At 70.1% G+C, this 23,918-nt stretch carries 24 protein-coding genes and 1 pseudogene; 13 read left to right on the plus strand and 12 right to left on the minus strand.

Going from position 1 to position 23,918, the window contains the following annotated elements; all coding sequences use genetic code 11:
* Positions 1-167: 167 nt before the first annotated feature.
* The 3 genes from fomD to SSP24_RS17280 form a co-directional block, all read right to left on the minus strand.
* Complete coding sequence (gene fomD / locus SSP24_RS17270; protein WP_141310447.1) at positions 168-860, minus strand: cytidylyl-2-hydroxypropylphosphonate hydrolase; 693 nt, start codon at positions 858-860, stop codon at positions 168-170.
* Between the two features lie 81 nt (positions 861-941).
* Positions 942-2,327, minus strand: a complete 1,386-nt coding sequence (locus SSP24_RS17275) for a class II fumarate hydratase (protein WP_141310448.1) — start codon at positions 2,325-2,327, stop codon at positions 942-944.
* Positions 2,328-2,564: 237 nt separating this feature from the next.
* Entirely contained in the window at positions 2,565-4,256 is a 1,692-nt protein-coding gene (locus SSP24_RS17280) for a fumarate hydratase (protein WP_167529610.1), read from the minus strand.
* Between the two features lie 178 nt (positions 4,257-4,434).
* Here SSP24_RS17280 and SSP24_RS17285 point away from each other — a divergent pair, with 178 nt between their 5' ends.
* Complete coding sequence (locus SSP24_RS17285; protein ID WP_141310450.1) at positions 4,435-5,115, plus strand: DUF1707 SHOCT-like domain-containing protein; 681 nt, start codon at positions 4,435-4,437, stop codon at positions 5,113-5,115.
* Between the two features lie 102 nt (positions 5,116-5,217).
* The gene (locus SSP24_RS17290; RefSeq protein WP_141310451.1) at positions 5,218-5,595 is read left to right on the plus strand and encodes a WhiB family transcriptional regulator; all 378 of its coding nucleotides are present in this window, start codon (positions 5,218-5,220) and stop codon (positions 5,593-5,595) included.
* 150 nt (positions 5,596-5,745) lie between these two features.
* Here SSP24_RS17290 and glpX read toward each other — a convergent pair whose 3' ends face one another.
* Positions 5,746-6,777: a class II fructose-bisphosphatase gene (glpX, locus tag SSP24_RS17295; RefSeq protein ID WP_141310452.1), complete on the minus strand. Its 1,032-nt coding sequence runs from the start codon at positions 6,775-6,777 to the stop codon at positions 5,746-5,748.
* Between the two features lie 126 nt (positions 6,778-6,903).
* On the opposite strand from glpX, the gene SSP24_RS17300 reads away from it, so the two are divergent.
* The gene (locus tag SSP24_RS17300; protein ID WP_141310453.1) at positions 6,904-7,440 is read left to right on the plus strand and encodes a DUF4245 domain-containing protein; all 537 of its coding nucleotides are present in this window, start codon (positions 6,904-6,906) and stop codon (positions 7,438-7,440) included.
* A 65-nt stretch (positions 7,441-7,505) separates the two neighbouring features.
* Here SSP24_RS17300 and SSP24_RS17305 read toward each other — a convergent pair whose 3' ends face one another.
* From SSP24_RS17305 to SSP24_RS17315, 3 genes and pseudogenes are all read right to left on the minus strand, one after another.
* Positions 7,506-7,742 carry an exodeoxyribonuclease VII small subunit gene (locus tag SSP24_RS17305; protein ID WP_141310454.1) on the minus strand — a complete coding sequence of 79 codons (237 nt, stop codon included), beginning with the start codon at positions 7,740-7,742 and terminating at the stop codon, positions 7,506-7,508.
* Between the two features lie 9 nt (positions 7,743-7,751).
* Complete coding sequence (gene xseA, locus SSP24_RS17310; RefSeq protein WP_141310455.1) at positions 7,752-8,960, minus strand: exodeoxyribonuclease VII large subunit; 1,209 nt, start codon at positions 8,958-8,960, stop codon at positions 7,752-7,754.
* Positions 8,961-9,064: 104 nt separating this feature from the next.
* Positions 9,065-10,369 (minus strand): annotated as a pseudogene (locus SSP24_RS17315) (APC family permease).
* Between the two features lie 89 nt (positions 10,370-10,458).
* Here SSP24_RS17315 and SSP24_RS17320 point away from each other — a divergent pair.
* The gene (locus SSP24_RS17320; protein WP_141310456.1) at positions 10,459-11,478 is read left to right on the plus strand and encodes a 4-hydroxy-3-methylbut-2-enyl diphosphate reductase; all 1,020 of its coding nucleotides are present in this window, start codon (positions 10,459-10,461) and stop codon (positions 11,476-11,478) included.
* A 71-nt stretch (positions 11,479-11,549) separates the two neighbouring features.
* Positions 11,550-12,296: a polyphosphate--glucose phosphotransferase gene (ppgK, locus tag SSP24_RS17325; RefSeq protein WP_141310457.1), complete on the plus strand. Its 747-nt coding sequence runs from the start codon at positions 11,550-11,552 to the stop codon at positions 12,294-12,296.
* 20 nt (positions 12,297-12,316) lie between these two features.
* Here the strand turns inward: ppgK and SSP24_RS17330 are convergent, their stop codons facing one another.
* Positions 12,317-12,946 carry a DUF6542 domain-containing protein gene (locus tag SSP24_RS17330; protein ID WP_141310458.1) on the minus strand — a complete coding sequence of 210 codons (630 nt, stop codon included), beginning with the start codon at positions 12,944-12,946 and terminating at the stop codon, positions 12,317-12,319.
* A 198-nt stretch (positions 12,947-13,144) separates the two neighbouring features.
* Between SSP24_RS17330 and ychF the strand changes: the two genes are divergently transcribed.
* Positions 13,145-14,233, plus strand: a complete 1,089-nt coding sequence (ychF, locus tag SSP24_RS17335; protein WP_141310459.1) for a redox-regulated ATPase YchF — start codon at positions 13,145-13,147, stop codon at positions 14,231-14,233.
* 83 nt (positions 14,234-14,316) lie between these two features.
* Here the strand turns inward: ychF and SSP24_RS17340 are convergent, their stop codons facing one another.
* Positions 14,317-14,988, minus strand: a complete 672-nt coding sequence (locus SSP24_RS17340; protein ID WP_141310460.1) for a TetR/AcrR family transcriptional regulator — start codon at positions 14,986-14,988, stop codon at positions 14,317-14,319.
* Positions 14,989-15,048: 60 nt separating this feature from the next.
* Here SSP24_RS17340 and SSP24_RS17345 point away from each other — a divergent pair, with 60 nt between their 5' ends.
* Complete coding sequence (locus tag SSP24_RS17345) at positions 15,049-16,026, plus strand: hypothetical protein (RefSeq protein ID WP_141310461.1); 978 nt, start codon at positions 15,049-15,051, stop codon at positions 16,024-16,026.
* Positions 16,027-16,424: 398 nt separating this feature from the next.
* On the opposite strand, the gene SSP24_RS43375 is transcribed toward SSP24_RS17345, so the two are convergent.
* The gene (locus tag SSP24_RS43375) at positions 16,425-16,970 is read right to left on the minus strand and encodes a DUF6000 family protein (protein WP_174864666.1); all 546 of its coding nucleotides are present in this window, start codon (positions 16,968-16,970) and stop codon (positions 16,425-16,427) included.
* Positions 16,928-17,167: a hypothetical protein gene (locus tag SSP24_RS17355; protein ID WP_229865888.1), complete on the minus strand. Its 240-nt coding sequence runs from the start codon at positions 17,165-17,167 to the stop codon at positions 16,928-16,930. Before SSP24_RS17355 ends, SSP24_RS43375 begins: the two co-directional genes overlap by 43 nt.
* A gap of 59 nt (positions 17,168-17,226) precedes the next feature.
* On the opposite strand from SSP24_RS17355, the gene SSP24_RS17360 reads away from it, so the two are divergent.
* Together SSP24_RS17360 and SSP24_RS44925 are read left to right on the plus strand one after the other, a co-directional pair.
* Positions 17,227-18,645 carry an ATP-binding protein gene (locus tag SSP24_RS17360; RefSeq protein WP_141310462.1) on the plus strand — a complete coding sequence of 473 codons (1,419 nt, stop codon included), beginning with the start codon at positions 17,227-17,229 and terminating at the stop codon, positions 18,643-18,645.
* On the plus strand, positions 18,633-18,761 hold the full coding sequence (locus tag SSP24_RS44925) for a hypothetical protein (RefSeq protein WP_268255100.1): 129 nt from the start codon (positions 18,633-18,635) through the stop codon (positions 18,759-18,761). Before SSP24_RS17360 ends, SSP24_RS44925 begins: the two co-directional genes overlap by 13 nt.
* Positions 18,762-18,828: 67 nt before the next feature.
* Here SSP24_RS44925 and SSP24_RS17365 read toward each other — a convergent pair whose 3' ends face one another.
* On the minus strand, positions 18,829-20,121 hold the full coding sequence (locus tag SSP24_RS17365; protein ID WP_141310463.1) for an MFS transporter: 1,293 nt from the start codon (positions 20,119-20,121) through the stop codon (positions 18,829-18,831).
* Positions 20,122-20,211: 90 nt separating this feature from the next.
* On the opposite strand from SSP24_RS17365, the gene SSP24_RS17370 reads away from it, so the two are divergent.
* From SSP24_RS17370 to SSP24_RS17385, 4 genes are all read left to right on the plus strand, one after another.
* Positions 20,212-20,571 carry a MarR family winged helix-turn-helix transcriptional regulator gene (locus SSP24_RS17370; RefSeq protein WP_141310464.1) on the plus strand — a complete coding sequence of 120 codons (360 nt, stop codon included), beginning with the start codon at positions 20,212-20,214 and terminating at the stop codon, positions 20,569-20,571.
* Between the two features lie 281 nt (positions 20,572-20,852).
* Entirely contained in the window at positions 20,853-20,984 is a 132-nt protein-coding gene (locus SSP24_RS44930) for a hypothetical protein (RefSeq protein WP_268255099.1), read from the plus strand.
* Between the two features lie 193 nt (positions 20,985-21,177).
* A complete protein-coding gene (locus SSP24_RS42865) occupies positions 21,178-22,629 on the plus strand; it encodes an MFS transporter (protein ID WP_167529611.1) in 1,452 nt (483 codons plus the stop codon).
* On the plus strand, positions 22,613-23,863 hold the full coding sequence (locus SSP24_RS17385; RefSeq protein WP_141310466.1) for a tetratricopeptide repeat protein: 1,251 nt from the start codon (positions 22,613-22,615) through the stop codon (positions 23,861-23,863). Before SSP24_RS42865 ends, SSP24_RS17385 begins: the two co-directional genes overlap by 17 nt.
* Positions 23,864-23,918 lie beyond the last annotated feature (55 nt).

Below are 23,918 nucleotides of genomic sequence, written 5' to 3' on the forward strand. Positions count from 1 at the left end.
GGCGGGCCGACAGCGCCCCGCACGGGTGTTGCCCTCGTACCCCTCGCTCACGTCCTGCCGCCCCTCGGTGACATCCGGTCAAGCACACTGTGCGCCCCGCGAGTTGCCGCCGCGCGCCCTTGCGGAGGACGATCCTACGTTTCCTGCCCGGGGGCGCAGCAAGGGTCTCATGAGGACACATGCGCAGGCATACGGTCCCAGTCCTCCGGAAGTGAGGGTACGGTCCAGGACGGATCCGGGCGCCAGTGCTGCCAGCCGTCCGAGAACGGCGGCCCCCAGGCGCGGATCACCTCCACCGCGGACCGCCCCGCGTCCCGGACCCGCTCGGCCTGCGCGGCGTCCATCAGACCGTCCCGCTGGGCCTGCGCGAACTCGTCCTCGTCCCGCCAGTGCCAAGTGCGGTCCGCGTTCACGGAGATGTCCAGAAAGTGATCCTCGGAGTCCACCCCGCCGCCCCAACGGGCCAGCGGCTGCTCAAGATTTACGTACCAGTTCTTGAACCGCCAGCCCGGGTCCCAGAACAGCCACACCGACCAGGGGTCACCGGGCCGGGCCAGCTTCAGCACGCCGGTGCCGAACCAGCGGTCGCGCTGCACGGTCCGCGGCTTGGTGTAGCGCGACTGAAGGGGCTCCAGGTGCACCGGCGTCCCGTCGGCGAGCACCGGCCTGACGCACTGCGTGCCCGGCGCCAGCCACACCGCGAGCAGGTCGGCGTCGTCACGGACGACGGTGACGGGGCGCGCTATGTGGAAGCGGTCGCCTGCGTTCTCCCGGTAGCGCCACAGGATGTGACTGCCGGGTGCCCAGAAGGCCGTAGCTCCGCCCGCTTCCACGCGTCTCACCGCTCCGTCGTCCGTCATGCACAGATATTAGGTGTCACAGGCATACGACGCTGCGGCGCGCGTCACGGTTCACGCGCCGGTCACACGGCACGGCGTCCGTTACGGATGCGTCATCCGCAGGACGTCCAGCGCCTCGTCCAGCTGCTCCACCGTGAGGTCGCCGCGCTCGACGTACCCGCTCTCCAGCACGACCTGACGGATCGTCTTCCGTTCGGCCAGCGACTTCTTGGCGACCTTGGCGGCCTCCTCGTACCCGATGTACTTGTTGAGCGGCGTCACCACGGAGGGGGACGACTCGGCGTACTCGCGGGCCCGTTCGCGGTTGGCGGTGATGCCGTCGACGGTCCGGTCGGCGAGCAGGCGGGAGACGTTGGCGAGCAGCCGGACGGACTCCAGCACGTTCTTGGCGATGACCGGGAGCATCACGTTCAGCTCGAAGTTGCCGGACGCGCCCGCGGTGGCGACGGTGGCGTCGTTGCCGACGACCTGCGCGCAGACCATGAGCACGGCCTCGGGGATGACCGGGTTGACCTTGCCGGGCATGATCGACGAACCGGGCTGCAGATCGGGCAGGTTGATCTCGGCCAGCCCGGTGCGCGGCCCGGACGCCATCCAGCGCAGATCGTTGGCGATCTTCGTCAGTCCGACGGCGATGGTCCGCAGCTGTCCGCTGGTCTCCACGATCCCGTCCCGGGCGCCCTGCGCCTCGAAGTGGTCGCGGGCCTCGGTGAGTGGCAGACCGGTCGTGCGGGCGACCTCCGCGATCACGGCCGCCGGGAATCCGGGCGGGGTGTTGATCCCGGTGCCGACCGCGGTGCCGCCGAGCGGCAGTTCGGCGAGCCGGGGCAGCGAGGCCTGAAGCCGCTCGATGCCGTAGCGCACCTGGGCGGCGTACCCCCCGAACTCCTGCCCCAGCGTCACGGGCGTGGCGTCCATCAGATGCGTCCGCCCCGACTTCACCACGTCGGCGAACTGCTCCGCCTTGCGGTCCAGGGAGCCGGCGAGGTGCTCCAGCGCCGGGATCAGGTCGCGCAGGACGGCGGCGGTGGCGGCGATGTGCAGGGAGGAGGGGAAGACGTCGTTGGACGACTGGGACGCGTTGACGTGGTCGTTGGGGTGGACGTCCCGGCCGAGCCGTTCGCTCGCGAGGGTCGCGATGACCTCGTTGGTGTTCATGTTGGACGAGGTGCCGGAGCCCGTCTGGAACACGTCGACGGGAAAGTGCTCGTCCCACCACCCCTCCGCGATCTCCCGAGCCGCCTCCTGGATGGCGTCGGCGATGTCCTTGTCGAGAACGCCGAGCTTGGCGTTGACGGCGGCGGCCGCGGCCTTGATGCGCGCGAGTGCCTCGATGTGGGCGCGCTCCAGCCGTTGCCCGGAGACGGGGAAGTTCTCCACGGCCCGCTGCGTCTGGGCCCGCCACTTGGCGTCGGCGGGGACCCTGACCTCACCCATGGAGTCGTGCTCGATCCGGTATTCGCTCATACCGGGTACAGCGATCGGGGCGGCGGGGATGTTCCGGGGGCGTGGGCTGAACGGGGCTCGGCTGATCAGCGCAGGCCGGCTGAATAAAGCCCGTCCGGCGTTTGAGGACGAGGCCGTCCAGGCCGATGGGGGTCCAGGGGGGGCGAAGCCCCCTGGCGGGGTCGAAGGGGCAGAGCCCCTGGGGATGGGAAGGGTAGGGGCGGCGGGGGCGAGAAAACCCCCGCCGCCACACACCACTTACGCCAGCCCGGGCCCCCGTACCGGAATCGACGTGAACGTCGGCGCGGGCGCCGGGTCCTTGAAGAAGTCGTTCCCCTTGTCGTCGACCACGATGAACGCCGGGAAGTCCTCGACCTCGATCTTCCAGACGGCCTCCATGCCGAGTTCCTCGTACTCGACGACCTCGACCTTCTTGATGCAGTCCTGCGCGAGGCGGGCGGCGGGACCGCCGATGGAGCCGAGGTAGAAACCGCCGTGCGCGGCGCACGCGTCGGTGACCTGCTGACTGCGGTTGCCCTTGGCCAGCATCACCTTGGAACCGCCCGCCGCCTGGAACTGCTCGACGTAGGAGTCCATCCGCCCGGCCGTGGTCGGGCCGAAGGAACCGGAGGCGTAGCCCTCGGGGGTCTTCGCCGGACCGGCGTAGTACACCGGGTGGTCCTTGAGGTACTGCGGCATCTCCTCGCCCGCGTCCAGCCGCTCCTTGATCTTGGCGTGCGCGATGTCGCGGGCCACGACCAGCGGGCCGGTGAGCGAAAGCCGGGTCTTGACCGGGTACTTGGTCAGCTCGGCGAGGATGTCGTCCATCGGCTGGTTCAGGTCGATCCGGACACTGTGCCTATGAGCGGCTTCGCCGCGGGCGGAGGACTCGTCGAGGTGCTCGTCGGTCGTCTCCGGCAGGAACCGCGCCGGATCCGTCTCCAACTGCTCCAGGAACACACCCTCGGCGGTGATCTTCGCGACCGCCTGCCGGTCGGCCGAGCAGGAGACGGCGATGGCGACCGGGCAGGACGCACCGTGCCGCGGCAGCCGCACCACCCGCACGTCATGGCAGAAGTACTTGCCCCCGAACTGCGCCCCGATCCCGATCTTCTGCGTCAGCTCGAAGACCTTCTCCTCCAGCTCCTTGTCCCGGAACCCGTGCCCGAGCGGCGAGCCCTCGGTGGGGATCTCGTCCAGGTAGTGCGCGGAGGCGTACTTCGCGGTCTTCAGCGCGTACTCGGCGCTCGTCCCGCCGACCACGATCGCCAGGTGGTACGGCGGGCAGGCGGCCGTACCCAGCGAACGGATCTTCTCCTCCAGGAACTTCATCATGGAGGCCTCGTTCAGGACGGCCTTCGTCTCCTGGTAGAGGAACGACTTGTTGGCGCTGCCGCCGCCCTTGGCCATGAACAGGAACTTGTAGGCGCCGCCGTCCGCCGCGTACAGCTCGATCTGCGCGGGGAGGTTGGAGCCGGTGTTCTTCTCCTCCCACATGGTGAGCGGAGCCATCTGGGAGTAGCGGAGGTTCAGCTTGGTGTACGCGTCGTAGATGCCGCGCGACAGGGCCTCTTCGTCCCCGCCCTCGGTCAGCACGTTCTGCCCGCGCTTGCCCATGACGATCGCCGTACCCGTGTCCTGGCACATGGGGAGCACACCGGCGGCGGCGATGTTCGCGTTCTTCAGCAGGTCCAGGGCGACGAACTTGTCGTTGCCGGACGCCTCCGGGTCGTCGATGATCCGGCGCAGCTGGGCCAGGTGGGCCGGGCGCAGGTAGTGCTGGATGTCGTGGATGGCCTCCTCGGCGAGCTTGCGCAGCGCCTCGGGCTCGACCTTGAGGAACGTCCGCCCGTCGGCCTCGAAGGTGGAGACACCCTCGGAGGTCACCAGCCGGTACGGGGTGGTGTCCTCCCCCATGGGGAGCAGATCGGTGTACTCGAACTCAGGCATCTCGCCCATTCCTCACTTACGGCAGACAGCGGCTGGCCTCCATTGGCAAGCGTCCACCAGCGTAGGACGTGCCACTGACGGGGAGCTTGTGAGGTAAGGCTCAGTTCGCGGTTCCCTCAGGCGGCTCCGGGGCGCCTCTGGGGTGTCGCGATCTATCGTGTTTGGGTACGCTGCTGTCGTGGACCTTCAGAAGCAGACCGCGCCCGCCGCCGAGCTCCGTGCCTCCGACGCCGACCGCGACCGTTTCGCGGACATCCTGCGCGACGCCCTCGCCGAGGGCCGCCTCACCGCCGAGGAGCACGCCGAGCGGGTGGAGGGTGTCTACCGCGCCAAGACGGTCGGCGAACTAGAGCCATATGTGCGGGACCTGCCCGGCGCGCACCAGGCCCGCGCGACCCCCGCGTACACCTCCGCGCCCCATCGTCCGACGGCCGGTGCGATACCGGCGGACCCGGACGAGAACGTGGTCGCGGTGTTCAGCGCCTCGGTGCGCAAGGGCCGCTGGCGGGCGGGCCGCCGTATCCACGCGTACTCGATCTTCGGCAGTGTCGAGCTCGACCTCAGCGAGGCGATCTTCGAGTACCAGCAGGTCTTGATCAAGGCCTGGTCCGTCTTCGGAAACGTCGAGGTCCGCGTGCCGGAGAACGTCTCGCTGCGCGGCACGGGCGGCGGCATCCTCGGCAACTTCGAGGTGGACACGCTGGACGCGGCCGACCCCGACGCGCCCGTCGTCTTCGTGGACGGCTGGGCCGTGCTCGGCAACATCGAGGCGCGGCCGAAGCGTGGGAAGCTCGTGGCGGACATTCTCGATCGGCAGCGCAAGCTCGACAAGGGTTTGCGTAAGCACCTGGATCGCTGACGGTCATTCCAACGGTTGGGGACTCCCTGCATAGGCGCGCGTACAGCGGGTAGACCTTGCTGCATCGTCTCTCGCTCGCGAAGCCGTCGTCAGGAGTAGACCGTGCTGCAACCGCCGCATTCGTCCCTGCAGGTAGCTGGAGTTCCGGCCCAGCGGGTGCCAGCGCGAGACAGGGACCAAGACGCCCCTTGGCACACGGAGGCCGTGTGCCGGCGCGACGAGGCCGGCCTGTTCTTCGCGCCCTCCAAGGAGCCCACCGCCGCCCGGCTCTCCCGTGAGGAGGCGGCCAAGCGGGTCTGCGCACGCTGCCCCGTCATGGTCGAGTGCCGCGAACACGCCCTCCTCCAGCCCGAACCGTACGGCGTGTGGGGCGGCCTCACGGCCGCCGAACGCCGAGTGGTCCTGGCGAGGCGCCGCCGCCGCGAACTGGAACTGAAGAAGGCGGCCCGAGCAACCAACCGCATAGCGGCAGCGGGCTGACACCCGCACACGCAAAAAGGCGCCCCCTCCGCACAGGGGGCGCCTTCGCGATGCCGGGAACTGCATGCCCTCCAGGGCGCGGGGAACTGCGCGACCAGCCACCACGAACCCGCAGCCGCCGACGCGCCACAGCCCCCCGTTGATCAGGCGCTACTTCGCCCGATCAAAGTCAATCGCGCTGTAAGCCCGCAACTTGCTCAGCCGATGCTCGGAATCAATCCTCCGCACAGTCCCCGACTTGGACCGCATCACGATCGAGTCCGTAGTAGCGGTCTCCGACCGATACCGAACCCCCCGCAGCAACTCCCCATCCGTGATCCCGGTAGCCACGAAGAACACGTTCTCCCCGGTCACCAGATCCTCGGTCGTCAACACCCGGTCGAGGTCGTGCCCGGCGTCAAGCGCCCGCTGCCGCTCCTCCTCGTCCTTGGGCCACAGCTTGCCCTGAATGGTCCCGCCGAGGCACTTCACGGCACAGGCCGAGATGATCCCCTCCGGCGTCCCCCCGATCCCCAGCAGCAGGTCGATACCCGTGCCTTCGCGCAGCGCCAGGATCGACCCCGCCACATCCCCGTCGGAGATCAGCTTGATGCGCGCCCCGGTCTCCCGGACCTCCTGGATCAGCCCCTCGTGCCGGGGCCGGTCGAGGATGACGACGGTCACATCCTCCGGCGTGGCCCGCTTGGCCTTGGCGACCCGCCGGATGTTCACCGACACCGGCGCGTCGATGTCGACGAAGTCCGCCGCCTCGGGCCCGGTGACCAGCTTGTCCATGTAGAACACGGCCGACGGGTCGAACATCGACCCCCGCTCCGCCGCCGCCAGCACCGCGATCGCGTTCGGCATGCCCTTCGCGGTCAGGGTCGTACCGTCGATCGGGTCGACGGCGATGTCGCACTCGGGCCCGGTCCCGTCGCCGACCTGCTCCCCGTTGAAGAGCATCGGCGCCTCGTCCTTCTCGCCCTCCCCGATGACGACGACGCCGTTCATGGAGACGGTGGAGACGAGGGCGCGCATCGCGCGCACCGCGGCACCGTCGGCCCCGTTCTTGTCACCGCGCCCCACCCAGCGGCCGGCGGCCATCGCCGCGGCTTCGGTCACCCGGACGAGTTCCAGGGCGAGGTTGCGGTCGGGGGCTTCGGAGGGGACATCGAGTTCGGACGGCAAGTGATGCTCGGTCATCGGAGCGCACCTTTCTGATACGACGACGGCCGGATGAGGGTTCGGCGTCGACTCTATCCTCAGATCGGCAGAATGAGCAGAGCCCCCCACGGATGAGCAGCCGGGGCACCTGCGACGATAGGGCGCGTGGCAGGTACGAACGGCAAGCAGAAGACGGTCCGGGACATGGTTCTCTCCCTGGGCCTGATCGTGCTGGCGGGATTGGTCATGTACCTCTTCATCCCGCACGACGACGACAAGGAACCCAACATCCCCCGAGTCGACTACCGGGTCGAGCTGCTCACGGCCCGCCGTGCCGCCGCGTACCCGGTGGCAGCGCCGGAGGGCCTGCCGCAGACCTGGAAGGCGACGTCGGTCCGCTTCGACGGCCAGGAGCACGACACCTGGCACCTCGGCTTCCACGCCCCCGACGGCGAGTACGTCACCGTGAAGCAGTCCATGGACAAGCGGATCCCGTTCATCGAGGACGCCACCCAGGGCGCGGACGAGACGGAGGTCACCGAGGAGATCGGCGGCCGTACGTGGATCCGCTACACCGGCGGCCGGTACGACGCGCTCGTCCTCGCGGAGGACGACGACGCCAAGGGCACGACGACGGTGGTGGCCGGCACGGGCTCGTTCGAGCAGCTGGTGACGATGGCGAAGGCGCTGAAGACGTCGTAACACCTGAGTCGTAACAACATGAGCGGCCCCCGGCATCAGCCGCGGGCCCTTCCATGTCGGTGTGACTACTCGGCGTCGCCCTCGCCGGCCTCCTCCGCCGCCTCCTCGGCCAGCGCCGCGTCCAGCCGGGCCCGTGCGCCCTCCAGCCACCGCCGGCACACCTTCGCCAGCTCCTCGCCGCGCTCCCACAGCGCGAGGGACTCCTCCAGCGTCGTACCGCCCGCCTCCAGCCGCCGTACGACCTCGATCAGCTCGTCCCGCGCCTGCTCGTAGCCCAGCGCCTCATCCACCTTGCTGCTCATCCGCCCACCCTAGACATCGACCCGTACGGAGAACTCACCCTCGGCCACCCGCGCCCGCAGCCGCTCGTCGGCCGTCACCTCGTCCGGTGTGCGGACCACGTGGCCGTCGGCCTTCTGCAGCACCGCGTACCCCCGCTTCAGGGTCGCCGCCGGTGAGAGGGCCACCACGCGCGCGTGCGTGTGCGTCAGCTCCGACTCGGCCCGGTCGAGGTGGTGCCCCAGGCACCGCCGCCCGCGCTCGATCAGCGCCGCCACCTGGTCGGCACGCTCGTCGATCATCCGGTGCGGGTCCTCTATCGAGGGCCGCGCCAGCGCGTGCGCCAACCCGCGCTCCTCCCGCTCGACGAACGCCGCCATGCACCGCCGCGCCCGGTCCCGCAGCTGCCGTACCCGCTCGAACTCCTCGCCCACGTCAGGTACGACCTTCTTCGCGGCGTCGGTGGGCGTGGAGGCCCGCAGGTCGGCGACGTGGTCCAGGAGGGGATTGTCGGGCTCGTGCCCGATGGCCGACACCACGGGCGTACGGCAGGCGGCGACCGCGCGGACGAGCTGCTCGTCGGAGAAGGGCAGGAGATCCTCCACGCTCCCGCCGCCGCGCGCGACGATGATCACATCCACGTCGTCGATCTCGTCGAGCTCCTTCACCGCCTGCACGACCTGCGGCACGGCATGCACGCCCTGCACGGCGACATTGCGCACCTCGAAGCGCACGGCCGGCCAGCGGTGCCGGGCGTTCTCCAGCACGTCCCGCTCCGCGGCCGAGGCCCGCCCGCACACCAGCCCGATCAGCTGCGGCAGGAACGGCAGCGGCCGCTTCCGCTCCGGCGCGAACAGCCCCTCGCCCGCCAGCTTCTTCTTCAGCTGCTCCAGCCGCGCCAGCAGCTCCCCGACCCCCACGGGCCTTATCTCGGCGGCCCGCAACGACAGCTGCCCCCGCGGCGCGTACCACTCCGGCTTCGCCAGGACGACGACCCGCGCGCCCTCGCTCACCACGTCGGCGACCGCGTCGAACACCTGCCGGTAGCAGGTGACGCTCACCGAGATGTCGTACGACGGGTCCCGCAGCGTCAGGAACACCACGCCCGCGCCCGGCCGCCGCGACAACTGCGTGATCTGCCCCTCGACCCAGACCGCCCCGAGCCGGTCGATCCAGCCCCCGATGAGCCGCGACACCTCACCGACGGGCAGGGGGGATTCCGGGGACGTGTTGACTGCCATGCCGCGAGCGTAATGGGCGGCACCGACATCCCGGCCCGACCTCAGACGCCGGAGGGGCTCTTCCTGCAGGCCTGCGCCACCAGCACCACTACACCGATCAGCAACTACACCGCCCCCACCACCTGCGCGTCCCGCGACGCCTCGACGATCACCGCGATCGTGATCACCGCCCCCAGCACCGGCACCAGCACATGCCGCCACCAGCTCACCGCGCCGCCCCGCCGCCGCAGCGCGAACCACCCCACCACGCTCGCGTGCAGCAGGGTGAAGGCCGTCAGGGCACCGATGTCGACGACCGACACCAGCTGGTCCAGGCCGTCGTCCCGCCGAGCCGCCCACACCCCCGCGACCATCGTGATCAACGCCGCGCACAGCAGCGCCACCCGCGGCACTCCGGAGTCCGTCCGGGACAGCGCCCGTGGCAGCCGCCGGTCCCGTCCCATCGCGAACAGCAGCCGCCCGGCCGCCGCCTGCCCGGCGAGCGCCGCGAACGCAGCGCCGATCGCCTTGCTCGCGGCCACCAGATCGTGCAGCCACGTCCCCACGGACGCGTCCACGGCGTCGTAGAAGGCCGATCCCTGCTTGGCGGGCTCGGCGGCCAGCTCCGCGGAGGACGTCGGTTGCAGCAGGGCCACCAAGTAGGTCTGCGCGATGAACAGCACCCCGGCGAGGCCGAGGCAGAACAGCACCGCCCGCGCCACCTGCCGCGACCCTGCCGTGATCTCCTCCGCGAACGTGGCGATCGCGTCGAAACCGAGATACGACAGCACGGCGATCGACACGGCCCCGAACAGCGCCGACACCGCGAACGCCTGTGTGCCGTCCCCCGACAGCGGCGACAGCCACCCCGCTCGGCCCCCGCGCGCGTGAGGACGACGATCGCCGACACGACGAAGACCAGCAGGACCACGATCTCCATGGCGAGGACGGCGAAGCCGACCCGGGCCGCCGCGCGTACGCCCCACAGGTTCAGCAGCGTCGTCACCACGACCGCCAGCGCCGTCCACACTCAGCGCGGGACCTGCGGGACCAGCGCCTCCATCGCGATGCCGGAGAACAGATAGGCGACCGCCGGGATCAGCAGATAGTCCAGCATCACCATCCAGCCGGCGATGAACCCGGCCTCCTTGCCCAGCGCCACGCGCGCGTACGCGAACACCGAGCCCGCCTGGGGGACCACCCGCACCATCTGGGCGTAGCTGAACGCGGTGAACGCCATCGCCACCGTGGCAACGACGTACCAGGGCCACCGCCCCGTGCGACCTGGCGTCCAGAGTGCCGAACACGCCGACCGGGGCCATCGGGGCGATGAACAGCAGTCCGTAGACGACCAGGTCCCGAAAGCCCAGGGTGCGCCGCAGCCGGTGATGCTCGTCCGCCGTGGGTGCCGCCGTGCCGGGTTCGGACATCAGGTGCCTCCGACGGTCGCGTACGCGGTCCAGTCTCCTCAGGAACGTCACAAGGGCGCGATCTTTGACCCCCCGAACGCGGCCTTACGATGGGTGCCATGACTGCTTCGACTGGCCGCCGTGTCCTGCTCGCCGCCCCCCGGGGCTACTGCGCGGGTGTGGACCGCGCCGTGATCGCCGTCGAGAAAGCCCTGGAGCAGTACGGCGCTCCGATCTATGTCCGGCACGAGATCGTCCACAACAAGTACGTCGTGCAGACCCTGGAGAAGAAGGGCGCCATCTTCGTCGAGCAGACGGAGGAGGTCCCCCCGGGCAACATCGTGATGTTCTCCGCGCACGGCGTCGCCCCGGTCGTCCACGAGGAGGCCGAGCAGGGCAAGCTGGCCACCATCGACGCGACCTGCCCGCTGGTCACCAAGGTCCACAAGGAAGCCGTCCGGTTCGCGGGCGAGGACTACGACATCCTCCTGATCGGTCACGAGGGCCACGAGGAGGTCATCGGCACCTCCGGCGAGGCTCCCGACCACATCCAGCTCGTCGACGGCCCCGGCGACGTGGCGAAGGTCGAGGTCCGCGACCCGTCCAGGGTCGTCTGGCTGTCCCAGACCACGCTCTCCGTCGACGAGACCATGGAGACCGTCGACGCCCTGAAGGAGAAGTTCCCGCAGCTGATCTCGCCGCCCAGCGACGACATCTGCTACGCCACCCAGAACCGCCAGCTCGCGGTGAAGCAGATGGGCGCCGAGGCGGATCTGGTGATCGTCGTCGGCTCCCGCAACTCCTCCAACTCCAAGCGGCTCGTCGAGGTCGCCAAGCTCGCCGGCGCCCGCGAGGCCTTCCTCGTGGACTTCGCCGAGGAGATCGACGAGGACTGGCTGGAGGGTGTCTCGACGGTCGGCGTCACCTCCGGCGCCTCCGTTCCCGAGGTGCTCGTCGAGCAGGTGCTGGAGTGGCTGTCCCAGCGCGGCTTCGAGGACGTCGAGATCGTCAAGGCGGCCGAGGAGTCCATCACCTTCTCGCTGCCCAAGGAACTCCGCCGCGACCTGCGCGAGGAGGCGGCGGCGATGATCGCGCAGCGGACGGAGGCGGGGGATTCCGCCGAGGGGTGAGCGCCGGTAGCGCGTTGGTCGGGTACGGCTCCGGCGTCGTGACTGTCGGTGGGCCGTCGTAACGTGGTGCCATGCAGATCTTCGGCGTGGACATCGGTGGATCCGGGATCAAGGGCGCCCCTGTGGACCTCGACAGGGGCGACCTCGCGGACGAACGTTTCAAGGTGCTGACCCCCCACCCGGCCACGCCGGACTCGGTGGCCGACGGGGTCAAGGAGGTCGTCGACCACTTCGGCTGGACCGGGCCGGTCGGCGCGACGTTCCCGGGTGTCGTCACGGGCGGCGCCATGATCCGTACGGCGGCGAACGTCGACAAGGCCTGGATCGACACGGACGCGAGCCTGCTGCTGGGTGACCGCCTGGGCGGCGTTCCGGTGACCGTGGTGAACGACGCCGACGCGGCGGGCGTCGCCGAGATGGCCTTCGGCGCCGGGCGCGACCGCAAGGGCACGGTCATCATGCTGACCTTCGGCACCGGCATCGGCAGTGCCGTCTTCACCGACGGCGTTCTCGTGCCCAACAGCGAGCTGGGCCATCTCGAACTGCACGGGCACGACGCCGAGAAGCGGGCCTCCAGCAAGGTCAAGGAGGACCACGACATGTCGTGGGAGGACTGGGCACACCGCGTCCGGCAGTACCTCGCGCACGTCGAGATGCTGTTCTCGCCCGAGCTCTTCATCATCGGCGGCGGCGTGAGCCGCAAGGCGCACAAGTTCCTGCCGTACCTGGAGGGCATCAAGGCGGAGATCGTCCCGGCGGAGCTGCAGAACAACGCGGGGATCGTGGGGGCGGCGATGAGAGCGGCGAACGGGGGATAGGTCCGCGCCGGGACGCAGGCTCACACCGGCGGGCGGTTCCGCGCCACCCGCCGCCGCATCAGCTGGACCTTACGCACGGTGACGATCGACCCGGCGACGAGAGTCCCCCCGTACAACCACCCCGCCTGCGTGGCCAGCGCGGTGAACAGTCCCACGGCCCGCCCGCTCAGCCCCTCCCCCCTGTCGGCGACGAACACCAGCCCCAGCGCGAAGGCGATCGGCACCACTACCGGCACCGTCACCAGATCAACCCCCCGCACCCACACCGCCGCCAGCACGCACACCGGCAGGAACAGCACGCCGTACACGACGAGCGACGACCCGAACAGCAGCGAGTCGAGAAAGCCGAACGTCAGCATCACCGCCCCGCAGAACAGGCCGCAGCCGAGCCCGGTGAGCCGCGGGTTGGGCATCCGGCGCAACGTCTGGACGATCGGCGGGGCAGGACGCCGTACCGCCGCCGGGGTCCGGGCCGCACCGGCGGGACGGCGTTCGGGCCGCGCCGCGGCGGGCTTGGCCGGGCGCGGCGAAGAACCACCGCGACCGCTATCGCTACCGCCGCCGCGCCGTGCCTGCGGGGGCAGGGGCGTCGGCGGTGAGGTTCCGCGTCGCGGTCCGTGCTGAGGAGATCGCGGCCTGTGTTGCTCCACTGGCCTAACTTAGGTCGTTTAATGTGCCGAATAGCCCGTCCGACACGCCGTTGGGCAGAGCTTGGCCAAGCGTTCGACTGGGCGCCCGGGCGGAGTCCGGCACCCCGTAAACTGGTGGATCGGCCGGCCAGACCTCCTGGCTCCTGGCCGTCCCCGGCCCACCGGCCCCAGCCCCTCTCACGTACGGGAAGTCGCAACGTGTCGCTCACGATCGGAATCGTCGGTCTGCCGAATGTCGGCAAGTCGACCCTGTTCAACGCCCTGACCAAGAACGACGTGCTGGCGGCCAACTACCCGTTCGCCACGATCGAGCCGCACGTGGGCGTGGTCGGTGTGCCCGACGCGCGCCTGAACCAGCTCGCCGGGATCTTCACGTCCGAACGGACCGTCCCGGCGACCGTGGAGTTCGTCGACATCGCGGGTCTGGTACGCGGCGCGAGCCAGGGCGAGGGCCTGGGCAACAAGTTCCTGGCGAACATCCGCGAGTCCGACGCGATCTGCCAGGTCATCCGCGCGTTCAAGGACGAGAACGTCGTCCACGTCGACGGCAAGGTCTCGCCGAAGGACGACATCGAGACGATCAACACCGAGCTGATCCTGGCCGACCTGCAGACGATCGAGAAGGTGCTGCCGCGCCTCCAGAAGGAGTCACGGATCAAGAAGGACGTGGCGCCGAAGGTCAAGGCGGTCGAGGAGGCCCAGGAGATCCTGGAGAAGGGCGACACGCTCTTCGCGCACGGCATCGTCCAGGGCAGCGAGCGCGCCGAGCTCCTGCACGACCTGCACCTGCTGACGACGAAGCCCTTCCTTTACGTCTTCAATGTCGATGAGGATGAACTGATCGACGAGGACTTCAAGAACGACCAGCGCGCGCTGGTCGCCCCCGCCGAGGCGATCTTCCTCAACGCCAAGCTGGAGGCGGACCTCGCCGAGCTCGACGAGGAGGACGCCATGGAACTGCTGGAGTCGGTCGGCGCGACCGAGCCCGGCCTGGCCACCCTCGCCCGCGTCGGCTTCAACACCCTCGGCCTGCAGACCTACCTCACGGCCGGCCCCAAGGAATCCCGCGCCTGGACGATCAAGAAGGGCGCCACGGCTCCCGAGGCCGCCGGCGTCATCCACACCGACTTCCAGAAGGGCTTCATCAAGGCCGAGGTCATCTCCTTCGGCGACCTGGTGGAGGCGGGGTCGGTGGCGGAGGCCCGCGCGAAGGGGAAGGCGCGGATGGAGGGCAAGGACTATGTGATGCAGGACGGGGATGTGGTGGAGTTCCGCTTCAACGTCTAATACGTTCGGCGAAAGGCCGTCCGACCTGCGACGGAGCGGGTCGGGCGGCCTTTCGCTCCGAGTGCCTTGGCGGGGCGGCAGGGTTACTGAAGGAGCCGTAGCTCCTGCGATGTCTGGTCAGCATCTGCGTGGAGTCCGAAGCAGAGCATGTTGAATGCCTGGGCTGCGGCTGTGGCGACGCTGTCGCGGGCGTCCGCGGGTGTTTCGCCGGACAGGATGCGTCGTTGCAGTTCGCGCAGGGCTGCCTGGTGTGTGCCGGCGATGGCACCTGCGAGAAGTGCGAGCACCGGGTGGTCGGCCTGGTTCGGCCCGTTGGCGATGTTCGGCGGATGTTCGGCCAGAGCGGCCGTCAGGGCAGTCTCGGCGCGTTCGCTGATCTCGCGTTCGCGTGCACGCAGTGCGGCGCTGTCGTGGATGACCTGCCAGAACCGGGGTGCGTCGGGGTGGAGCCCCAGTGCGGGGTCGTCGTGTCGCAGGGCGGTCAGGAGGTCGTCGCGGATGGTCTCCACTGGGCAGGTGCCGGGTGCGCGGTTGCGTACCAGGGCGGCGAGGTGGCCCTCTACTTCTGCCTGGCGGTCGAAGAAGAGGTCTTCCTTGGTGGGGAAGTAGTTGAACACGGTGTTGGTGGAGACGCCGGCGTGTCGTGCCACCTCGGCCACCGTGACCCGGTCGAAGCCGTGCTTCAGGAAGAGTGGCAGGGCCGCGTCGGCGATCGCCGTGCGGGTCTGCTGCTTCTTGGTCTCTCGAAGGCCCATGTCCCAGATGATAGTGTCACTCCAAATTTGGAGTGACGCCAAAGTTCTGGGGGAGTGAGCATGACCTTGCAGTTCGGCATCTATCCCGGTGGGATCCTCGGCGACGACCAGGGCATCGTCCACCCGCGCCGCCCGGATCTGCCGGACCGCATCATCGAGGCGCTTGACGCGCTCCAGGGGGACAGGGCCAGCCTGTCGGTGCGTGCCTATCACTCGTTCGCCGCCACCGTGACGCCGCTGGAACCGCCCACGCCCGCCGACCCTCAGTCGTATCTCCACCGGGGCCGCAAGCTCGACCTCGTGCTGCAGTTCCGCGAGCCGTCCGGCGAGCTGGACGGGTGGCTGGACTTCATCCGCGAGGCCGTCCGCGCCGGTGGGCCGCACCTGGCATCCGTCCAGATCTGCGAAGAGCCCAACGCCGACCTGCCCGCAGTCGACGGCAGCATCCCCAACGTCCTGAACGCGCTTGGCAAGGGGGTTGTCGCGGCCAAGCAGGAGGCCCGGGCCCTGGGCCTCAACCTGGCGGTCGGCTTCAACGCCGTGCCGACGTTCAATCCGGCCGACACCTTCTGGGCCGAGCTCGGCGCCCTGGCCGACGACCGCTTCCGGCAGGACCTGGACTACGTCGGCCTGGACTTCTTCCCGGACGTGTTCCGTCCCATTGCCGCCGAGCAGTTGACGGAAGCGGTCACTGCGGTCCTCACCGCGTTCCGGCGCACCGATCTGCCAAAGGCCGGCATTCCCGACAGCGTCGCGATCCGTATCTGCGAGAACGGCTGGCCCACCGGCCCCGGCCGCAGCGAGCAGCGACAGGCCGCCGTTCTCGAAGCCGTCGTGCGGACCGTGTCCGCCCTCGCCGCCGACCTGAACATCGACGGGTACTCGTTCTTCGCCCTGCGAGACGCCGACAGCACCGCCGAGGGGCTCTTCCATCACTTCGGTCTTCTGCGCGACGACTACACCCCCAAGCCGGCCTTCGAAACATACCGGCGCCTCATCAACGAGCTGGGCGATCCAGCGATGATGTCGGTCCGTTGACGCTGTCACTGCCGATGGAAGACGCAGTCACTGCTTCTCAAGCGGCGCTGATCATCGATGGTCACGTATGTCTTTTCCGTGCTGGGTGCTGGGTGCGGGCGAGGATCGCGGCGGGGATCTCGGTGGCGAGCGCATGATGGTGTGCGGCGCTGACTGGCCGGGCACCACGGTCGCCCCGTGGAGCGGGAGGTGCCGCAAGGTCTCCAGGTTCGCTGGATCGTTGACCAGGCAGTTCGGGCACAGTGGCCGCTGCTGATGCAGGTGCGAAAGACCCGCTGCCCGTCCAGGGGCTTGTCGATGCGCACGACTGTGTGGCGGCGGGGGCAGGACGGCCGGACGATCCCGGCGACGCCGGCCTCGTGCAGCAGGGTCGATCAGCCGGAGGATCGCGCGGTGGGTCAGCGACCGCTGCCTGTCCAGCCGTTGGCGAAGTCGCAGCGTAGGTCGGTCCAGCGGCGCTGCTCCTCGGGTGTGTAGGCGGGGAGGTCGCGGAGGACGGCGCCGAGGGCGGCGGGGCTGGTCGTAGCGGAGGTCGGTGGGGGGAGGTAGCGGTCGAGGTAGGCAGTGAGGATCTCGGCGTCGGCGTGCGTGCCGAAGCGGGCCAGGGCGAAGCAGTAGGCGCCGCTGGAGAAGCAGTTCTCGCTGGCCAGGAGCAGGTCGCCGATGCGCTCGCGGAACGATTCGCGCCGACCGACACCGATCAGCCAGGCGGCGGTGAGGCGCGAGCGCCATTCGTAGGAGAGGAGGGCCTCCAGCTCGGCGTCGGTGATCGTGGCGGCGTCGTTGATCAGGTGGCGGGCGAAGCGCTTGGCGTGTGGCCACCCGGGCCGCAGGACGCGCGCACTGTTCAGTTCGAGGTAGCGAGGATGATCCGAGTCCTTCCTCGTCACGAAGCGCTCGATCACATGGCCGTAGCCGATCTCTTCTGGGTGCTGGGACGGCATGGGATCACCACCTCTCCGGGGTGCAGGTCGGCGCGGTCGATCCAGGTGGGGGCTACGAAGATGTTGTCGCCGAACGGGGCTTCGGTGGCCTCGAGGAGGGACCAGGTACGCGCCTCTTCGACCAGGTATTCCCAGGGCGCGGTCCAGTCGAGGTCCCGGGTCCCGTGGTGGGCCTTGCTCGGGCGTGTTGCTAACATTATTGTTACTGACGTTGGTGTTAGTGACATACGCTGGGGATGCGTGGAGGTCGGCGGACGTGGTGGATTTCGTCGGGCGTCGGCACGAGCTGGCGACGCTGGAGCGAGAGCTGCAGAAGGTGGCGGCGGGGGTCGGCGGGGAACGGCCCGGTCGGTGCGTGATGCTGCGCGGGCGACGCCGGGTGGGGAAGTCGCGGCTGGTCGAGCGGTTCGTGGAGCGTGCCGGGGCGCCGTTCTTGTTTTATGCGGCCACCGGGGCATCGCCGGGGGATGATCTGGCGCGGCTGGCCCGGGACGCCCAGGCGTCGACGCTGCCGCTGGCGCGGCTGGTGGCCGCCGCGCGACCGGAGAACTGGGATGCGGCGTTCGATGTGCTGGCCGCGGCGCTGCCCGCCGACCGGGCCAGCGTGCTGGTCATCGACGAGGTGCCGTACTTGATGGATGCCGATGGCGCCTTCGAGGGGATGCTGCAGCGGGCCTGGGACCGGGCGCTGGAGACCAAGCCCGTGCTGCTGGTCCTCATCGGCTCGGATCTGTCGATGATGGAGGCGCTGAACAGCTACGGACGCCCCTTCCACCAGCGGGGTCGGGAGATGGTGCTCGGGCCGCTGAACCCCGCCGAGGTCGGGCGGATGCTGGGACTGCATCCGGCCGAAGCCTTCGACGCCGCGTTGGTCACCGGCGGGCTGCCGCTGATCTGCGCAGAGTGGCCGCACGGCGCGGGACTGTGGGACTTCCTCGGCGAGGCACTGAACGATCCGGTCTCGGCATTGCTGGTGTCCGCCGAGCGCTCGCTGGCCGCGGAATTCCCGCCGCAGGCCCAGGCCCGTGCGGTGCTGGCGGCGATCGGCAGTGGCGAGCGCACCTTCACCAACATCGCCCGCGCGGCCGGCGGGATCGGCGCCACGCCGCTGCAGCGAGCGCTGGAGCTGCTCACGCACAAGCGGATCGTTGCCGGGGAATTGCCCGTGTCCCTGCGCGCGTCGAAGGACCGCCGCTACCGGGTGACGGATCCGTATCTGCGGTTTTGGCTGCATCTTCTCGGCCCTGCCATGGAGGAGATCGAGCGGGGACGGGGCGATTTGACCTTGGCGCGGATTCGGGAGAACTGGACCAGCTGGCGCGGCAGGGCCGTCGAGCCGCTCGTCCGCGAGGCGCTCGCCCGGATACTGCCCGACGACCGGTTGCCCGCGGCCCCCGCGGTGGGCGGCTACTGGACGCGCACCAACGACATCGAGATCGACCTCGTCGGGGCAGACCGCGCCCCCGTCGCCACGGAGCTGCTGTTCGTCGGTTCCATCAAGTGGCTGGAGCAATCACCCTTCGACCGGCACGACCTGGCAGCCCTCCACCGCCACCGAGCTGCGCTCACCGCCGAACCCGTCCCGGTCGTGGCGGTCTCGCGCAGCGGAGTCGACTGTCCGGGACTCGACGCCGCCTACGGCCCCGACGATCTGCTGACGGCATGGCCGCTGTGAGCAGCGAAATCGCGGGCACGCATTTCGCGCCACCGACCGTGGTCGTCGATCCGCCGGCCGCCGCGGCCGGTCTGCTGGGGCCGGCGGTCCACGCCGATGTCCTGCACGTCGCCTGACACGCCTCGTTCGAGCCCATGGCCCGGGGGCACAGGTGGAGTGACGGAGGTCACGGGTGGTTCCCTTTCAGGACTGTGGCTGCCGGGTGTCCGGCTGGGGGGAGCGGGTCAGGTGCCGAAGGATCAGTGCCACGACGAGGGCGACGGCGGCGCACACGGCCAGGGCGAGGAAGCCGTGGCCGACACCGGTCGTCGTCGCGTCCGGGGCGGATGCCCCGGCGGAGATCTCGCCGCGGGTGGTGGTTGCCAGGACGGTGCCGATGACGGCGATCCCCAGCGCGGCCCCGGTCTGGTTGAACGTGTTGAGCAGGACCGATCCGACACCGGATTCCTGCAGCCGCACATGGGAGCTGCCGATCCCGTACAGCGGGACGAAGCAGCTGGGCAGGCCGGCGCCGATCAGCGCCAGCGCGAGGATGGTCACCGCCACGCTGGAGGTCCCGGTCGCGAGCACGCCCGCGCCGATCAGCTGGGCGACGACTCCGCAGAGGTAGAGGCCGCCGGGGCCGAGTGCGGTGACGAGCTTGGGCACGACCAGGGCCACGACCAGCGAGGCCAGGCCCATCGGCAGCAGCGACAGGCCGGCGGCCAGCGCGCTCATGTCGTGCACCTGCTGGAAGTAGATGCTGGCCAGACAGGAGCTGCTGATCATCACCGCGGCGGCGAGCAGCAGGCCGACGCTGGCGAGCCAGTAGGTCGGGATGCGCAGCAGGTGCAGGGGCAGCAGGGGGTCGTTCTCGGACAGTTCCACCATGGTCAGCGTGGTGAGCAGCACCGCGGCCACGCCGATGCTGATCCAGGCGGCGGGGGTGGTCATCCCGTCCTGGAGCCGGATCAGGCCGTAGGACAGGCCTGCGAGGCCCGCGGTGGCCAGGGCCGCCGTGGGGATGCGCAGGGGACGGGCGGTCGTCGCGGACAGGGCCGGCAGGGTGCGCAGCGCGCCGACGAAGGCGGCGACACCCACGGGGATGTTGATCAGGAACGCCCAGCGCCAGCTGATCGCCGTCACCATGAGCCCGCCCAGTACCACCCCGATGGTCGCGCCGAGTACGCCCAGACCGCTCCAAACGGTGAGGGCGATCTTGCGTTGCTGGGGGATCTGGTAGACGGCCAGGACGATCGACAGGGCCGCGGCCGACAGCAGCGCGGCACCCAGGCGGAATGACCGCCGTCGGCCCAGCACGTCGGCGACGCGGCCTCCGAACAGCAGGAGACTGCCGTACATGAGCACATTGGCGCTGATCGTCCACTGCAGTGCCGACGGCCCCGCCGGTAGCTCGGCACCGATCGACGGCAGCGCCACGTTCACCACCGTCGAGTCCAGCATGACCATCAACTGGGCCACGCCTACGACGCCCATCGGAGTCCAGGGCGCGGTGCCTGCTGTCGTTCCGTCTCCACCTCGGACCTTCGTGACCAGTGGCTGTCCTGCGTACGCGTCACCGCGCGCATGAACCAGGCGGTCGAGCGGGCTCTGTCGGACCGGCACAACCTCTGTGTGAGCGCCTACGAAGTCATGGACGTGATGTGGCGCGAGCGCGGTTGGATCCGCTCGGGAGAGCTCAGCTCCCGGTCCTCGCGGAGCCAGCCGCAGGTCTCGCGGCTGCTGACGCAGATGGTCGACGCCGGCTATGCGGCCCGCAAACCCTCCCCCGGGGACGGCCGGGGCTCCCTGGTCCAGCTCACGCCGTCGGGGCGGGCGCTGTTCCGCGAGGCCAGTGCGACGGTGGAGGACGTCCTTGCCCGTCTGGCCGTCGACGACGTGGACGCGCGGGCACTGATGCGGCCGACGGTTCCTCAGACCGGCTGACGGGACACGGCGGCTGACGGGACGGCCGACCGGCGGTGCCGCGATTCTCTGCGGGTGCGGAACGAGCCACGCGCATCATTACGGATCCTGAAATTCCCCTTCCGTTCACCGGATTCTGCCAGCTCCGCGCCTGATTCGGAGCCGTAGTGGATTCCCTGTTCGAAGCGCCCTTTCGGTCAAAGTGCATACGGCATGTTCAAGGCGGAGAACGGCGCCGTTAGCATCTCTTCCAGCGCCGCGGGAATCAGCCTGCCGCGCCCCCTTCCTTTTCAGGAGGAATTATGGGCGAGTCGCACAACGAGCAGACCATCCTCGATGAAATCGAAGACCTCGACAGCCTGGAAGTTCTGGAGGCCGAGGACCTGGAGGAGAGCGTCGCGTTCCACGCGTTCCGCTTCAAGGCAGTGTCTTGAGGCCTGACCTGAAGGGCTGACGCAGGCGTGCCGCCGGCCGGCGAGAGCCCCGGCGGCAGGCTTCTCAAGAAAGGTCTCGCACCTTCCGGTGAGAATTTATCTTCGGCTGCTTCGAAATCGGCGCTTCGCTGGACTTTGTCTGGCGCAGGCCGTTTCTCTGCTCGGTGACGCATTCTTCCCGATCATTGTCGTGGTGGCCGCGACGCAGTCGGGGACGACAGCGGAGACCATCGGCGCGGTATTCGCCGCACGCTTTCTCGCACTCGGCGGTGTCGTCCTCTTCACCGGCGCGCTCCTCGACCGCGTCAACCCCGTCATCCCGGCGGTCACCGCGGATGCCACCCGTCTCTTCGCGCTCATCGGGCTGGCCCTCTTCTGGGACGGCCGGCTGGACACCGTCGTCCTCGCCGTCGCCGTCCTCATCGGTCTGTGCGAAGCGGTGAGCGAACCGGCCCTGCTGCTGATCACCCCGCGTGTCCTGCGCAAGGACACGGACGGCGGCAGGACCGACGACCCCGCCGGCGAGGAAGCGGGAGTCACCGCCGCGTACGGCCTCCTCGAAGGCATGCGCAACACCTCCGGCATCGTCGGTCCCACCCTGGCGGCCACGCTCGTCGCCGTACTCGGCTTCTCCGCGGGAGCCGTCGTCGCCGCCGCGGCTTTCGGCCTGTCCGCGGCCGCGACCCGCTGGGCGGGCGCCCGCTACGCGGCGCGCCCTGCGGCGGACGGTCCTGTGGCGGGCGGTCCTGTGGTGGACGGTCCTGTGGTGGATGGCCCTGCGGCGGACGGTCCTGTTGTGGATGGCCCCGCGGCGCGCGGCCCCGCGGCCGACAGCCCTGCGAAGGCCGACCCCGCCGAACCCGCCACCGGCGCACCCGAAGAGTCCGAAGAGTCCGAAGAGTCCGAGGAATCGCTGCTGCGCTCCGCCCTCGGCGGGCTCGCTGTGCTGTGGCGTGTGCGGTGGCTGCGGTATGTGCAGCTCCTCGCCGTCGTCCACGTCCTGCTCGCCGTCGGACCTTGGATGGTTGCCCTGCCGGTGTTCCTGCTCGAAGCGGGACACAGCGTCACCGTCTACGGCTTCGTGCTCGGCGCCTTCGCGGCCGGCACCGTCGCCGGCGCGCTGGTGGGCGGGCGCATCACCGGCCGGCACCGGGGACTGTACGCGCTGGCGATGCTCGGCCTGTTCGGCGTGACCGTGCTGGCGCCCGTGGCGACCGGATCGGTGCTGCTGCTGACGGCCGCGTTCGTCGCGGGCGGCATCGGCCAGCAGGCGTTCGACGTCGTCAAGATGGCCGGGCTGCGCCGGGAGGTGCCCGAGCAGTTGCACGGCCGGGCGTTCTCCGCCGACTTCTTCTTCTCCTTCGCCTCACTGCCCCTCGGCCAGTTGCTCGGCGCGGTGCTGCTCCGCTTGGCCGACGCCCGGACGATCATGCTGTGGGCGGCCGTCCTCGTCCTGGTGACCACCGCCGTCGCGGCGCTCAGCCCGGACGCGCGCCGCTTCTCATCCGAGCGTGAGCCGAAGCCGGTGCCGATGCCGGAGCCGGTGCTGCCCCTCGAGGCGCCCGAGGCACCCCCGATGCCACCGCCCGTACCGGCGCTCGACGCGCCGTTCCCGGAGAGGGCGCGCGATGCCGGGACACGTTGACCTGTTCGAGGAACACGGAGAGGTCGCGGCGCTGTGGCCGCAGAGCCCCTACCGCGGCCGCACCGTCGTCTGCTTCGACCGCCACCTGGACCTCAAGCCCCTCGCCCCCGGCGGCGAGGAGGCCCTGCGCGCCGCGGCGCGTACGGGAACGTCCCCGGCGGAGTTGCTGCGCCGGCTGCCGGTGCGCGGTGTGCCCGGCGCCTTCGGGCTCGACGACTTCTGGTCCGCCGCCGCCCTCGCCGCCGGCCTCACCGACCTGGTGTGGGTACCCAGTTGGACCTCGTACGAGGGCTGGGAGAGCCGGGCGGTGGGCTGCGTCTCCCTCATCGCCACCGGCGGCGCGCCGACCGATCCGCAGACCGGCGACTGCTGCCTGGCGGTGACACTGTGCGGCGTACGGCTGTCGGTCGTACCGCCCGATCTCCTCACCCGTCACCTGGACCGGCACGTGACCGGCGACGTCAGCACCGACATCGACCTTGACTGGCTGGTGGACGAGCACGGCGTGCCCGACCACTCCGTGGACGACCTGGCCGACCTGGTCGCGGCCTGCGGGGGCGAGCTGTCCGCGATGACGTGGTCGACCCGGTCCGGATTCCTGCCCGGCGAGTTCCGCGGGGTGGGCCCGGATGTCGCGGGGCGGCTGGGACTGCGGGCCCGCGAGTCCTCCTTCCTGCCCGCCACTCCGTGGCCGGAGGACCTGATGCTGCGCGTCCACCAAGGCGCCGGGCCTCCGGCCCTGGACGAACGCGACGAGCCCGGCGCGGCGGATCCTGCGCCGGGAGTGACGGTGGCCCTGCAGGGCCTGGCGCATGCCTCCGCAAGCCCCGAGCAGGCCCAGGAGTGCTACGAGCAGGCGGCCGCCCAGGGGTACCGGTCCAGCTGGCTGGCGTACAAGATCGGCGCGGCGCACTACGCGCGAGGCGACCAACGCGCCGCTCGGGACCGGCTGCGCGAGGCCATCGCGCTGGACCCGCGCGACACCCTCGCGATGCACGCGCGCGTCCTGGCGGCCCGCGCCACCCTGCGCCTGGACGGGCCGGGCCCCGCGCTGGCGGAATTCCGGGCCGTGGGCGAGGAGTTGCCGCTGCGCGCCGGTGTCTGGCGAACCGTGCGGGTGCTCGCCGACGCGCTGGGCGACCCGGAGAGCGCGCAGTTGGCACGGGACCGTCTGGACATCGTCGAACGGCTCACGCGGGCATGGACCACCGGTCGGAGCACGGGGCGGGGATGAGCGATGAGCGACGTACTACTGGTGACGCATGCGCGACGTACTACTGGTGACGCGA

It is taken from the genome of Streptomyces spinoverrucosus (genome assembly GCF_006539505.1).
GTDB lineage: Bacteria > Actinomycetota > Actinomycetes > Streptomycetales > Streptomycetaceae > Streptomyces > Streptomyces spinoverrucosus.

Coding starts and splice junctions, on each gene's coding strand:
- SSP24_RS17365 (WP_141310463.1), bottom strand. CDS start 20,121: ATGGGCGTCGTAGGCGTGGCCCAGTTGATGGTCATGCTGGACTCGACG.
- SSP24_RS17345 (WP_141310461.1), top strand. CDS start 15,049: ATGACCTTGCAGTTCGGCATCTATCCCGGTGGGATCCTCGGCGACGAC.
- SSP24_RS17370 (WP_141310464.1), top strand. CDS start 20,212: ATGAACCAGGCGGTCGAGCGGGCTCTGTCGGACCGGCACAACCTCTGT.
- SSP24_RS43375 (WP_174864666.1), bottom strand. CDS start 16,970: ATGCCGTCCCAGCACCCAGAAGAGATCGGCTACGGCCATGTGATCGAG.
- SSP24_RS17275 (WP_141310448.1), bottom strand. CDS start 2,327: ATGAGCGAATACCGGATCGAGCACGACTCCATGGGTGAGGTCAGGGTC.
- SSP24_RS17280 (WP_167529610.1), bottom strand. CDS start 4,256: ATGCCTGAGTTCGAGTACACCGATCTGCTCCCCATGGGGGAGGACACC.
- SSP24_RS17320 (WP_141310456.1), top strand. CDS start 10,459: ATGGGTGCCATGACTGCTTCGACTGGCCGCCGTGTCCTGCTCGCCGCC.
- SSP24_RS17385 (WP_141310466.1), top strand. CDS start 22,613: ATGCCGGGACACGTTGACCTGTTCGAGGAACACGGAGAGGTCGCGGCG.
- xseA (WP_141310455.1), bottom strand. CDS start 8,960: ATGGCAGTCAACACGTCCCCGGAATCCCCCCTGCCCGTCGGTGAGGTG.
- SSP24_RS17305 (WP_141310454.1), bottom strand. CDS start 7,742: ATGAGCAGCAAGGTGGATGAGGCGCTGGGCTACGAGCAGGCGCGGGAC.
- SSP24_RS44925 (WP_268255100.1), top strand. CDS start 18,633: ATGGCCGCTGTGAGCAGCGAAATCGCGGGCACGCATTTCGCGCCACCG.
- SSP24_RS44930 (WP_268255099.1), top strand. CDS start 20,853: ATGGGCGAGTCGCACAACGAGCAGACCATCCTCGATGAAATCGAAGAC.
- glpX (WP_141310452.1), bottom strand. CDS start 6,777: ATGACCGAGCATCACTTGCCGTCCGAACTCGATGTCCCCTCCGAAGCC.
- SSP24_RS17355 (WP_229865888.1), bottom strand. CDS start 17,167: ATGTTAGCAACACGCCCGAGCAAGGCCCACCACGGGACCCGGGACCTC.
- SSP24_RS17340 (WP_141310460.1), bottom strand. CDS start 14,988: ATGGGCCTTCGAGAGACCAAGAAGCAGCAGACCCGCACGGCGATCGCC.
- ppgK (WP_141310457.1), top strand. CDS start 11,550: ATGCAGATCTTCGGCGTGGACATCGGTGGATCCGGGATCAAGGGCGCC.
- fomD (WP_141310447.1), bottom strand. CDS start 860: ATGACGGACGACGGAGCGGTGAGACGCGTGGAAGCGGGCGGAGCTACG.